The organism is Janthinobacterium sp. 13, from assembly GCF_002749695.1.
GTDB classification, from domain to species: Bacteria; Pseudomonadota; Gammaproteobacteria; order Burkholderiales; family Burkholderiaceae_D; genus Janthinobacterium; species Janthinobacterium kumbetense.
This window is the reverse complement of sequence record NZ_PEEQ01000001.1, coordinates 4,226,417-4,239,640: the sequence shown is the minus strand read 5'-3', so window position 1 is coordinate 4,239,640 and position 13,224 is coordinate 4,226,417. Positions and strand designations below refer to the sequence as shown.

The following is a 13,224-nucleotide window of genomic DNA, read 5'->3' as shown; positions in this document are numbered from 1 at the left end:
GTGACGGGAGCCGCTGGCACCATGCCGCCGCCTTCCCTGGCTCAATATTACACCGGCCGCCGCGGCAAGCCCGCCGGGGAGACACGCGAACGGCGAAAAAAAAGCAGGACAGCCGCGAGACCGTCCTGCTTTCCTGGCGCGCCTATGGGCGTCAGAACGTGCTGATGGCGTTCAGGAACCAGCCCCGGCTGCGGTACGACAAATCCGTCAAATCGTCCGAGAAGGTCGTGAAGTTGTAGCCGATGCCGATCTTGGCGTGCTTCGCCACATGCCGGTAGACGCCGACCAGGGCGCCGGCACGTGCATCGCCCGCCTCGCGCGCCTTCAGCCTGCGTCCCTCGATGAGCGCATCCCACTCCTTGACGATATGGAAGTCGGCGCGCAGCACCAGCAATTCCGCGCGGCTGGAAAACCACTCGCCTTGCGTCTTCGACGCGCGCAACTGGCCCGTGCGCACGCCGAATTTCCCGCCCAACGACAGCCATGGCCGCACGTCATACGTCGTATCGACATTCAGGATATGGCTTTTCTGCGTGTAGTCGAGCACCCCGCCCGTGACGCCGTCGACCTGGCCTGGCGATGGCAGGTTGTAAAAGTACGTGTACTTGAACAGGGTATTCCAGCGGTCGTTGTCGACCGGGCGATAGGCCGCTCCCGTCACCACTTCCGTATAGTCGCCATCGTAGAAGGCCCCCCGCGTGGAACTGCTGCGCGACAGGTTGAACTTGCCCAACATGCGCCAATCGCGGTCCAGCTGATAGCTCAGCGCATTACGCGTCAGCCACACCTTGCGGTGTTCGCTGTTCGCGTCCGTGGTGCAGCCGCCGTCAGCCGGCACGGTGGCGCAACTGCCGTCGACCGTCCCCAGCGACTTCGTGCGGTCCGTGCGGAACTCCAGCGCACTGGAAAACTTCATCCGCTCGTAGGCATATGCCGCCGTCAGGCCGATGGCGTCGCGCTTCAAGTCGCCCGACAGGGGATTCGACAGCGTGCCCGTCTCGAACTTGATGCCCGTGGTCCAGCGTTCGGTAGGCGCCAGGTCAACGCCGAACGCGTGCGTCAGGCTTTGCGGCCCCGCGCCATTGCCCCAGCGGCTTTCCGCAAACAGGCCCGCCTTGTCGTTCAGGCGGTAGCGGCTGCCCGCCGTCAGCGTGGACTGGCGGCCGCTGTAGTTCACATCCGGCGTTTCCGTCTCCATGCGGTAGTTCAGGTAAACGCTGCTGCGCTCATCCATCTGCATGTTGCCGAACAGCTGGCCGCCCACGCCGCCGCTGCCGCCCGACGCTTCCGCCCCCAGGCGCAGGCGTTCGCTCACCTGGTAAGTGCCACCCAGTCCCGCGCGGTCATTCAGGGCGCGGTTGCCGCTGCGCGACAAGGTATGCTGCACGAAGCCGTACATGTCCCACGGCGCGTACAGCAATCCTGCCACGCGCGCCGAGGCCACGCCGGAAGCGAGCGTGGTGTCGGGGCCGTACTGCGGACCGCCAGCCATGCCTGCCTCGCGGCCCTGCGTCACCAGCTGGCCCGTGATGCCGCCTTCCAGCCCCTGCTGCGGCACGGCGTTCGACGCCGGCGTCTTTTCCAGCGCGCCATCCCGGGCTTGCTGGCCCTCCTGCAATGGCCGATAGTCGACGCGCAGCACGGCGTCGCTGCGCCCGCCATCCTGGCTCAGGATGGCGCTGGCATTGTCCCTGCCAGCCGCATTGTCGCGGCGGTCGTGCCGCAGGCCTGCCGACACGCCCCACTCCGCATCGAGCTTGTGGCGCAGCGCCGCTTCCACGGCGCGTGCATCCTGGCTGGTGGCCGTGCGGTCATCCGCCTTCAGAGACACTTCCGTGCGCTCGCCCAGCGGCAAGGTCGCCGCCAGGCCCGTTTGCCGCACGGCCTCGCCGTTCAGGGTCTGCATGCCCGGTCCCGCATAACCGGCTTCGCGGTCCTGCCAATAGGCGGCGATGCGGCCGCGCGCCGCGCCGCCCAGGTCGGCCAGGTCCAGCGCGCCGTCGAAGCGCTTCGCGTTGGCGGGGCGGCCGCCCGCCGTCGTCTGGTTGAAATCGAAGCCGCCGCTCGATGAACTGAGCACGCTGCTGGCGTCGCCGCTGGAACGGGCTGCCTCGGCCTTGATCCAGGTACCCGGCTTGTAGCGCAAGGTCAGGTCCAGCTCCTTGAGGGTCTGGTCCGAACCCTGTTCGCCCTGGTGATAATTGCTGGCCCCGATGCGCACATGGTCGTTGAACCAGTGGCTGGCGCGTACCCCCACCGAGGTGCCGGAAATGGCGCTCAGGCCCGGCACATACTCATACGTCGCCACCAGGTACACGGGGTTGCCGCTCAAGCTGGCGCTTTGCACCAGCGCGCCGCCATCGGCCACGGAGGACAGCGGCGAGCGCAAGGTCAGGCGTCCCTGCAGGTAGTTGATTTCATAATCCTGCGAAGGCGTCAGCTGGATGCGCTCGATCACCAGGCCCGAATCCTTGTCGCGCACTTCCACCCACAGGCGTTCCGAACCCTGCGTCAGGTCCAGGTGGCGCAGATAGTATTGCGAACCACCCGTGCCGCGAAACTCCTCGCGCGACTGCAAGGTGCCCGGCGAAGCGGCAAAGGCGTTGACCGTGCTGGCCTTTTCGCCATGGCTGGTGCTGGCGGCGCCATTCCACACCAGATTGGCGCCATACAGGCCGCGGCTGTACTGGGCCAGTTCCGAGCCGCTCCAGGTGGTCTGGAAATTCCCCCACATGACGGACGAATCGCCTTTTTCCAGGCGCACGTAAAAACGCCCCTGGGTAGGCGCATCGTCGACGGTGGTGCTGTCGTCGCCGTACACGGGATAGTATTTGTCCGGATCGATGCGGCGCAGCAGGTAGTTCGGATCCTTGCTCTGGAAGTTGTGGAACAGGTCGCGCAGCGGCTGTTCGCGCGTGTCGGCGCTGGCCGTCAGCAGGTAGTCGCCCTTGATCTTGCCCTTCAAGTAAAACGCGCCGCGGCCGTCGGCCCAGGTCTCGTTCCTGTAGTGCTGCGTGTCGCCCGTGACCAGTTCCGCCGGCCCTTTCGTGCGGTCGCGGCCAATGGTCAGGTCGGCCAGCGCCACATAGAACCAGTCGCTGTCGGCGATGTTCAGGTTGCGGCGGAAGGTCATGCCGGCCCCGCTGCCATCCTTCACGGCCACTTCCACCGTATGCGGGCCAGGACGCATGATCTGGCGCATGGCGAACTTGCCGCTGGCGTCGACCGGCACGACCATGCCCAGCGCCGTCACCTGCTGGCCAGGCTTGATCTTCTCGCCGCTGATGGTGACGCTGCCGCCCGATGCATCGATATTGCGCAAGATCAGGCTCGACTCGCCCCAGCCGGCCAAGGCGTCGCCGCCGGCCTTCCTGCCCGGCCCTTCGGGCGGCGCCGCATCGAGCAGGCGCAGTGGCTGCAAACGCGTCTCGTCGAACTTGCCGCCTGCGTCGTAGACGCGCAGCAGGTAGCCGATCTGCTCCGGCGCATCGGCCGGCGCCTGCCAGGCCGTCGCTTCGCCCATCGTCGCGGGCACGATGGCGAATGGCTGCTCCTGCGTGCTCTGCCCCTGGGCGAAGATGCGGATCTCGGCGCGCTGCTGGAAAAATGCATAATTGGTGTACGTGCCAAAACGCACGGGCGCCTGGCGCTGCGCATAAGGCGCCGCCAGCCAGACATTCAAGGCCGGCGCGACGTTCAGGGGGTCGTACTTCACCTGGATGTCGGAACGCTCCAGCGCCACGTCGACGCAGCGCTGGCGGTCCGCCTCCTGCTGCGGCGTATCGGTGTCCTGCACCACGCCGTCTATGCTGATGGAGAAGACCGCATCGCGGTTGGCCACCTGGCTGGCGACGGCGCAATCGTCGACCTGCACCACCGTCTCGATGCGCTTCGGCGGTGCGGCGGCGACAGCCGGTAGTTCGACGGCTTCCTCGTACCAGGCACGGATTTCCGTGCGGCGGTTCTGCGCCATGCCTTGCGGCGTGGCGTTCGACGCGATCGCTTCGCTCTCGCCCTTGCCGCTGGCGGAAAAGGCCGTTGCCGGCAAGTCCAGTGCACGCATCAGATAGGCCGTGACGGCCAGCGCGCGCGCCTCCGACAGATGCTGGTTGGTCGGGAAAGTCGGCTTCAGCCAGGCGGCGATGCGCTGGTTGTCCGTATGCCCGATCACCTGCACGCGCACCTTCTGCTTGCCGCGCAAACGTGCGGCCAGCGCGTCAAGCCGGGCCGTGGCGGCCGGCAGCAGCACATCGCGGCCGGACTCGAAATTAGTGCCCGACAGCAGATCGTCGAAGGTCACGCTCTGCTGCGCCGGCGTGGCCGGCGGCACCGCTTCCAGGATCACGCGGCGCTCGGCGCGGCTCAGGCCAGACGGCGCCAGGCCGCTGAAAGCGGGCGACTCCTGCTCGCCGCTCGAGGGCTGCTGCGCCCCCATGCTGTGGCCCCGGTCCAGCATTTTTCCCCGCAGCGCGTGCTCGTTTGCCGTTTGCGCATGCGCGCCCAGACAGACAAAGCCTATGCTGCCGAGCAAATACACGAGCCGCTTGGGGACCGGCCTGGCCGCCGCTGTGAAGGTGCCTTGATTGCTAACGTTCATGGTCATTTTCGGTTTCATTGTGCGCCCTCGATCTCGATGACGAGGGGATATTCGTTTTGCAGTGCCTGCCAGCGCGCCTGCATCTCGCTTTCGATCGCCTTGCTGCGGCGCTGCGCCAGCGCGGCATCGCCGCCAGCGGCATACGCGATGCGCAGTACCGATGGCTTGGCGCGCAGGCTGGCCACCAGTCCTTCGATGCGTCCGGCCCATTCCGGCTGCAAGGCCGTTTCGCCAACAAGGAATGCGGCGTCGCTCAGCTCAAGACGCACGACACGGTGGATGGTGGCGCCGAAGTTCAGCTTGACCACCTTGCCTCGGGTCAGGCGCACATCGCGCGGATTTTCCGTCGTGACGCGGTAGCCGCTCGGCAGGGTGCGGTCATCGAGCTTCATGACGAAGTTCGAGCCGCGGTCCGCATTCGGAATCGCCGGACAAGCCACGTGGAAGCGTCCTTCCGCATCCGTCGTCACCAGCAAGCCGCGCGCCGTCGCCATGCGCACGCCGGCAATGCCCGCTTCGCCGTCATCCTGGTAGCCATTCGCGTTCCGGTCGTCGAACACCTTGCCGATGATGTCGGGACAATCAAAAGTGGCATCCGGCACCACGCGCACCGTGGCGGTAGCCAGGTTGGAAATACGCGTCTCGCCCGTCGCTGCCCAGGCCTGGTTGACGTATTCGCCATCGCCAACGCCGCTGCCCACCATCAGCATCAGCTTGTAGGTCTTCTTCTCCTTCGGCGCGAAACCGCTTTCCTTCCAGCGCAAGCTGCGGCCATCGACGACAGGTTCCGCCGGCACGCCATTGCGGGTCGCGCTGCCGACGCGGTACTTGAAGCCGGCCGGTATCAGGTCGCGCACCTCCATCGCGCCCAGGGTCGCCGCCTGCGGATTGCTGGCCGTGATCGTGTACGGCACCAGGTCGCCGCGCGTGACGTTCAGCATCGGCGTCGTCTTCGTCACCATGATGCTGTCGCTGCCCAGCGGGTCGAGCGGGATATGGTTGTTCAGGATCGGAGCCGAACCGCCATTCGTGATGACAAAGCTCAGGTAGTACTGCGTGGTCCTGGCGCCTCCGGCGATCAGTCCCGTGCAGTTGTTCGGATCGAGTTCCATCTTCGTCGACAATGCCGGCGCCAGCTCGCTGGCCTGGATAAAGGCCGGATCCGGCACCAGGCCCACCGTCAGTGGTCCCTTGCAGGCCGGCAGGCTGCCGGACGGCGCCAGCAGGTAATTCGCCGGCGCCACCACGCTCAGCGTATACACGCCGCTGGGGAAGCCGTTCTGCAGCAGGAACTGGTACATGCCGTCGCTGCCCACGGTTTGCGTCTGCTCGGCAACACCACCGACCAGGTGCGTGGCGCTGTCGAAACCGGCAGGGCCGCTGATCGACACCACGGCGCCAGCCACCGGCTTGCGCGTCACGGAGTCGTACACCACGCCGGCCGGATCGAGCGGCAGATTCTGCTCGACGACACGGTCGCCGTCGCGCAAGGTCAGGTTGGTGATGCGGCTGCCGCCTGGCACCACCACGCCTTCGCCCCCCGTCGACACGGGCACATTCGGCATGTTGTTGCCATCCTTGAGGAAGGTGATCGCGTAGCCGGAACCCGTCGGCAAGCCGCTCGCCTCGTAACCGGGGCAATGCAGGTTGTCGAACTGGTAGAAGCCTTTCTCGTCCGTGATGGCGCGGCAGATCAATTTGCCTTCCTGGTGCAATTCGGCCGTCCAGCCAGCCACGCCAGCCTGGCTGCCGTCGAGCGGACGCACACGGCTGCCGTCGTGGTTCAGCCATACGTAGCCGTTGATGATGGGCGGCTTCAATTGCGGTATGCCCTTCTCGCCGAACAGATAGCCGCGCATGTCGTCGCCCGCCGCCAGCCTGATGCCGGTGATCGTATCCTTGTTGCCCACGCCGACAGGCTTACTGGCGTTGGCCGTGCCAACCGATCCTGGCAGCACCACCGTCTTGCCGTCCACATAAGCGGCCGGCTGCGTTTCCGTCAGGGTGTAGCCGGCGGCGTCGCTGACCGGCACCGTGTCGAACAGATAGCTGCCGTCGGCGCCCGTCAGCACGTTCAGTTTGACCGGCTTGCCATCGACGGACGTGCCGCTCAGGCCCACCGTCACGCCGGCAATGCCTGACTCGCCATCGTTGCGGATGCCGTCGTTATTCAGGTCGGCATACACCACGCCGCCGATCTTGCCCAGCATATGGCGTTCGCCAAACAGGTAGCCGCTCGCCTGCGTCGCCACCGGCAGCACGATGTCGCCGATCGTGTTGTGTTCCGGCGCCGCGCCGAAGCTGGCGTTGTTGACCTTGCCGCCGGCGCTGCCAGCCGTTTCGCGGCCGTCGAGATACACGGCAGGCTGGCTTTCCAGCAGGCTGTAGGTACCGGCAGGCAGGCCGTCGAAGCGGTAGCTGCCATCGCTTCCCGTCACCACCGTACGGGTCAAGCCGTTCGCGCCGCGCACAGTGATTTCAATGTCGGCGATGCCCGCTTCCCCCGCGTCCATGGCGCCGTTGTCGTTCAGGTCGCGATACACGAAACCCCGCAACGACGACACCTGTTCGCGGAAATCATAGCCGCTGCCATTGCCCTGGGGCGGCAGGACGATGCCACTGACGACATCCACCACGCCGGTACCGACCGGCTTGCCGTTGATGCTGCCGACAAAGGTACCCGTGGCACCCGGATAGTTGCCCAGGCCGGCCGGTTGCGTTTCAGTGACCGTGTAGCCGGCAGGACCCGATGGATACAGGCCAGGGAACGTGTAGCTGCCATCGGCGTCCGTGACGACGGTGACATTGACCGGCTTGCCGTGGCTGTCGATGCCGCTCAGCGTCAGACTCACGCCCGGCAAGCCTTCGCCCTTCTCGTAGCTGCTGCTGTCGTTCGCATCGCCGTACACGCGGCCGGAAATGCTCGCCGCCAGCAGTTCGCCGAAGTCAAAGCGCGTATGGCTCTTCGCCGCATCGAATGGAATGCGCGCGATCGTATTGGCCGTGCCGATGTCGCAGGCCGGATTGGCGCAGGCGGCGGCGCCGTCGATCAGGCCCTTGCGCTGGCGTCCGTCCAGATAGGCGGCCGGCTGCGTTTCCACCAGCGTATAGCCGGCCGCATTCGCGTGCGGCAGGTCGCGCAAGCTGTAGCTGCCGTCGGCGGCCGTGATGGCCGTGCGGTTGACCGGCGTGACGCCATCGCGGGCGATGCCGGTCAGGGTGACGGTAACGCCGGCGATGCCCGCGGTTTCACCCGCATCGCGCACGCCATTGTCGTTCGCGTCGACGTAGACGGCGCCGCTGATGGCGCCTGTCTTCTCGCCGAAATCGTAGCCCGTCAATTGCGCGCCCGGCGCCAGCGCGATGGCGCTGACCACGTTGGCCACGCTGGCATTGCCGCCGCCATTGCCGGCCGCCTGGCCCGCATCGGCGTAATTGACCGGCTGCGTTTGCGTCACGGCATAGGTACCGGCGAGCAGGCCGTCGAAATGGTAGGCGCCGTTGGCATCGGTCAGTACCGTCACGGGACCGCCTGCGCCACCGGTCAGCGTCAAGGTCACGCCCACCAGCGGCGTGTCGCCGCTGCCGGCCGCGCCATTGCCGTCCACATCGAGGTAGACCTTGCCGGCAATGCTGCCCGTCAGTTCGCCAAAATTGTAATCGCGCGCGCTACCGCCGTTCGGCAGCACGATGCCGTTGAACTGGTCGAAACGGGGCGCGCTGCCACCGATGCGGCCTGTCGCGACGCCATTGACCGTGCCCACGCTTTCCGCGCCATCGAGGTAGACGGCAGGTTGGGTCTCAGCCACGGCATAGCCGTTGCCGTCGCTTTGCGGCAAGCCCGTGAAGCTGTAGCCGCCGTCGGCCGCCGTTTGCAGCGTGCACAAGGCAGGCACGATCACGCTGCAGACGTCGAAGCCGTCCGCCGTGGTGCCCGACAGCGTGACCGTCACGCCGGCGATGCCCGTTTCGCCCCCATCCTTGCGGCCGTTGCGGTTCGCATCGATATACACGTAACCGGACAGCGACTGCGCCACGCCGCCAGCCGCGCCTGGCGCCTGGCCGAAATGGTAGCCCGTCGCCGTGGCGCCGGGCAGCAGCACGATGGCGCCGGCAGTCCGGATCGCCGCACCCGGCACGCCCGTGCCAGGCACGCGCACGGCGCCGTCGATCAGGCCACCGAGGCTGCCTGCCTGCGCACCCGTGTGATACAGGCTGGCCGGCGGCGTGACCGTCACGGCATAGCCGGCAGCGTCGCTCGGCGCCAGGCCGGCAATCAGGTAACTGCCGTCCGCACCCGTCTGGAAGGTGCAGCTCGGCACGGCAATGCCCGGACAGACGGGATGACCGAGATGGTCGTTGCCGCTCAGGGTCAGCGTGACACCGGCCACGCCCGTGCTTTCGCCACCCTGGCGCACCGCATCGCGGTTGCTGTCCATGTAGACGCTGCCGGCAATCGACGCCAGCGCCAGTTCGCCGAAATTGCGCTCGGTGTAGCTCAGGCCCGGTTCGATGCTGCCGATGACGATGCCTTCCGGCGCCGCGCGTCCCGCGCTGTTCGCCACGACATTGCCGGCGCCGTTCTGCTCCTTGCCATCCGCATGGCCGGCAGGCTGGGCCAGTTCGGTCAGCGTGTAGGATTCTCCCAGACGGCTAGGCGGGACATTCGTGAAGCTGTATTTGCCATTGGCGTCGGTGGTGGCCGTGCACGCGCTGCCCATCGCGGCGCACACGTCGGCGCCCCAGAAGGTCAGGCCGGAGAGCTTCACCTGCACGCCGACGATGCCATTTTCGCCCGCCTCGCGCAAGCCGTTGTTGTTCTTGTCGGCGTACACGTGGCCGCTGATGGCCGCATGCGCGTATTCCTGGAACAGGTAGCCCGTTGCCGCCGTATTCGGCGCCAGCACGATCTGGCCGATGGTGTTGTGCGCCGCGCTGGCGGAGCAGTTGGCGCCGTTGTCGCAGCTGGCCGGCGGCGGCGTGCCACCGGCCGTGCCCGCGACTTCAAACAGGTCGGCGTAGCTGGCCGGCTGTGTCTCGACGAGGGTGTAGCCGCCGGCCGCGGAGCGCGGCAGGCGGTCGAACAGGAAGTCGCCGCTGCTGGTGCTGAGGGTCAGCGGCGCGCCCGCCGTGCCGATATCGTTGCCCCAGAAATCCTGGCCGTACAGCGAGAACGTCACGCTGCTGGTGATCTTCTCACCGGCATCCATGCCGTTGCTGCGGTTCGCATCGTTATACACGGAGCCGGCGATGCTCGATTTGACGATCTGCACGTCGACGCTGGCACTGTTGTTGCCGGCGTTCGGATCGCGCGAGGTGCCCGGCGTCGGCACGATGCTGGCGGTATTCGTGATGTTGCTGGCGAACGGTCCCGCATAGGCCGGGTAAGGCGCCTTCACGGGGATGGTGATGCTGACCAGGTTGGCCGTGTCGGCTGCTCCCGATGCAATCGGCAGCACGCCCAGCGTGCAGGTCACGGTGACCGGCGAACCGCTGCTGACGCAGTTGTTCAAGGCCAGCGCAGCACCCGAGCCGAGGCGTGCCGTCGGTGCGCCCGTCAGCACGAAGCCGGCCGGCAGCACGTCGGTGACGACCGTGCTGGCCGCCAGGGCGGGTCCCAGATTCCCCACCACCAGGGTGTAGGTAAAGGGCTGGTTGATGCTGAACGGCGATGCGGGCGAAACGGTTTTCGACACCAGCATCAGATCGGTCTTCGGCAGCACGGTGGTGGTTTCTTCCACCACGTTGTTCGTCGCCAGCTTGTCGCCGGCAAACGGCGCCGCGCCCGTTTCCAGCGATTCGACGCTGGCGTTGATCTTGTAGGTGATCGATCCCAGCGGCGCATTGCTGACGGGACCCGTATCGAATTTCAGGGCGAACACGCGGCTGGCGCCGCTGGACAGCGTGCTGTCGCCGGGCACGCTGGCCAGGTAGCACACCAGGTTCGTGCCCGCGCCGCCCGGCTGACTGCACGAGGCGCCGGCCGGCAAGGTGCTACCTGCGGCATTCCACAGCATGGTATACGGCACGGCCGCGCCGTTTTGCGGCGGCGGCACGGGCGTGATGACCAGCTTCAGGCCGGTGGCCAGCGACGGTCCATTGTTTTGCACCGTGACCTGGTACACCAGCGCATCGCCGAACGGGCTCTGTTCGTAGCCCGTATCGACGGCCGAAACGCTCAGGTCCAGCTCCTTGCTGATCACGGTGACGGTGGTGCTGTTGCTGTTGTTGGCCGCGTTGCTGTCGTCGGTCGTCGTGCTGATGGTGGCGCTGCTGGCATAGGTCGCGTCGAGCGCATCGGGATACGGGAACACGGGGATGACCGAGAAGATCAGCTGGCGCGTCTCGCCATCGCCGAGTCCAAAGGTCCGGCATTCGATGCCGGACTGTCCCGCATAGGGCGTGCCGCTGAAGGCGGGCACCAGCGTGCATTGCGCGGCGCTGCCCGCGATGCTGGCCGAGCCGGCCACATACGCCATGCGGGCCGGATCGATGACCTGGCGCAGCACCACATTGGCCGCGCTGCTGGGTCCATTGTTGCGGATCGAGGTCGTGAACACCAGCGGCACGCCGACGCGCACGGGATTCGGCGCACCAGCCATCGCCGTGACGCCGACGTCGGCCTGCGGCACCACGGTGACGGTGGCGCCGGAGCTGTTATTGGCCGCATCGGTGTCGATGGCATCCGGGCTCGATACCGTGGCGGTATTGAGCAAGGCGCCGTCCTTCAAGGGGCGATTAAGCGTGATGGTGATGGTGCGCGACGCGCCATTGCCCAGGTTCAGCAGCGTACACGTGATGGTCGACGCAAAGCTGCAGCTTTCGCCTGCACCGCTGCCGGCCAGCACGACGCTGCCGCCCGTGGTGCCGCCGCTGCCGTTGTACCAGTGCGGCAAGGCGTCGACCACCTTGACGGTCGGTGCGCTGTCCGGGCCAGCATTGCTGACCACCAGGGTATAGCTGAAGGTATTCGAGGCGGCCGGCAAGCTGACCAGGGACGCCGTCTTGACGATGGCCAGGTCGACGTTCAACGGCGTCGATGTGACGCTGGCGGTGTCGCAATTGCCCGTGCTCGCATTGTCCGGCGGCTGGTGCGCCGACCCGGCGGCCATGCCGGTACAGGCGGTATTGCTCAAGGTGCCGGAAAACCCCGCTTGCGCGCGCGTGGTCAGAATCAGGGCAGGCAGTTTCGCGCCGCGCGCCAGGCTGCCGGAGATCGTGTAGGTGCAGGTCACCAGCTGTCCCGCCGCGCTGCACGTCCAGCCCGCGCCGCTGGCGCTCACATAGCTTTCTTGCGGCGACAAGGTATCGGTCACGGTCACGGTGCCGCTGGCGGCACTGGTGGAGGTGCTCGCATTGGTGACCGTGATGGTATTGGTGATCAGGCCATTGGCCGCGACCAGTCCTGGCGACTTGCTCTTGCTCAGGGTCAGGTGGGCGAATGGCGCGACGATGGTGTAGGTGGCCGAGGCGGGATTGTTCAAGCCGTCGAGCGGGGCGCTGCGTGCCACGTCCACCACGTTCGCGCCGCCCGTCGCGCCGGTGGCGACGGTCAGCGGAATCAGGAACTTGGAAGAGGTGGCGCCCAGCGCCAGCGCGCCGACATTGCAGGTGATCGTCTGGCCAGCCTTGGCGCAGCCTGCCGGCAAGGTGCCGATCGTGAAATCGCTGGACACCGTCGTCTTCACGGTGACGCCGCTGGCGTCCTGCGTGCCGCTATTGACGGCCCACAGGTTCAGGCTGACCGCCTCGCCCTGCGTCAACGAGCTCAGGCCGCTGGCGTTCGACACCAGGGTTTGCCGGGCATCGAGGTCGGTGCCCGGCTTGACCGTGACGATGACCTGGCTCGGTCCGTTGTTGCCGTCTTCCGGATCGCCCGTCTGCAAGTCGCTGGAAGCCACCGACGCGCCGTTGGTGATGGTGCCGGCGATGCTCTTGACGATGCGCCCGCCGATCGTGATGGGGGGAGCTTGCTGCCCCACGCCGATGGCCGCGCCGCTGTAGGTACAGGTCAGCACGGTGCCCGACCGGGCGCATGCCCAGCCCGTGCCGGACGCCGATGCGTAGGTAAAATCTGCGCTGGCCGGCAAGTTGTACGTGACCTTGAATTGCGATGCGCTGTCCGGCCCGGCATTTGCCACGTCCACCCGGTAGCCCACCGTTGCGCCGGCCGCTGCCGTACAGGCGGCGGGACAACCGCTCAAGCCCGTCGTGCCGCTGGCGGCGACGCTCAGGTCCGCGCCCTTGATGACGGTGACCGTCTTGATCGAATCGTTGTTGAAACTGTTGCCGTCCGTGTCCACGTTGACAAAAGACACGCTGGCCTTGGTCACCACGGCAGACGCCGCCGAGCCCGTGCCGCTGAAATTGACCGTCCAGTTTGCGGTCTTGCCCAGTCCGCTGCGCGTGCAAGTGAGCAGTTGCGGACTGGCTGCCAGATTGAAGGCGCAACCGACCGGCGCCGTGCTCGACGCAAAATTCACATTGGCGGGCAATTCCACCGCCAGGCGCACGGTGCCCGTCGCATCGACCAGGTCCTCATTGTTCGTCACCACCACCGAAAAGCTGGCCTTGCCGCCACGCGGCACGGGGTCCGGCGCCTGCAGGTAGGCGGAAACGGACAAGTC

General features: G+C 66.7%; 2 protein-coding genes. Both read right to left on the bottom strand.

The window, feature by feature from the left end:
- Positions 1-151: 151 nt before the first annotated feature.
- Complete coding sequence (locus CLU94_RS18585; RefSeq protein WP_180278701.1) at positions 152-4,597, bottom strand: OmpA family protein; 4,446 nt, start codon at positions 4,595-4,597, stop codon at positions 152-154.
- A 14-nt stretch (positions 4,598-4,611) separates the two neighbouring features.
- Positions 4,612-13,221 carry an SdrD B-like domain-containing protein gene (locus CLU94_RS18580; RefSeq protein WP_180278700.1) on the bottom strand — a complete coding sequence of 2,870 codons (8,610 nt, stop codon included), beginning with the start codon at positions 13,219-13,221 and terminating at the stop codon, positions 4,612-4,614.
- Between the last annotated feature and the right edge of the window lie 3 nt (positions 13,222-13,224).